Origin of the sequence: Streptomyces beijiangensis, from assembly GCF_017315755.1 — a bacterium.
Classification (GTDB): Bacteria; Actinomycetota; Actinomycetes; order Streptomycetales; family Streptomycetaceae; genus Streptomyces; species Streptomyces beijiangensis.
On the sequence record NZ_JAFLRJ010000797.1, the window covers coordinates 1 to 520 of the forward strand.

1 protein-coding gene is annotated in these 520 nt (G+C 72.5%); it reads left to right on the forward strand.

The features are described 5' to 3' along the window. Positions 1-113: 113 nt before the first annotated feature. On the forward strand, positions 114-520 hold a 407-nt coding region (locus J0695_RS39160), incomplete at its 3' end, for a class I SAM-dependent methyltransferase (protein ID WP_206969621.1).

Sequence of the window (520 nt, forward strand, 5' to 3'; positions counted from 1 at the left end):
CACCTGCGGCTCCACCTCCCCTCCAGCGTTCCGAGACGAGGACTCAGGGAGGAGTTGCCAGCATCTTGGCAAGAACTTGCCAAGCCAGAAAACGCCGTCGTGAGGAGCGAGTGATGCCGGTCTTGTCGGTCAACGGCCCAACCGAGCAGCAGATCCGTACCCGGAGCGCCACCGTGGAGCGGATCCGTGAACTGCCCCTGCGCCGGGTCCTGGAGATCGGCGCGGGCACCGGGCTGCTGCCGGGGCACCTGGCCCTCGACCCGGAGTGCGAGGAGTACCGGTTCACCGGCATCCGCGAGCGGGACACCGCCGGACTGCCCGCCGGCCGCTTCGGCACGATCGTCGTCAACTCGGCGGACCGGCACTTCCGGGACCCCGCCCGCCTGCGGGCCCTGCTCGGCCGGACCCTGCCGCTGCTCGCGCCGGGCGGCGCGCTGTTCCTGGGCGGCGTACGCGATCCCGCCCCGCTCGACGCGCTCGCCCGTCAACTGCCCGGGGTGCGTGCCGTGGACGTACGCGC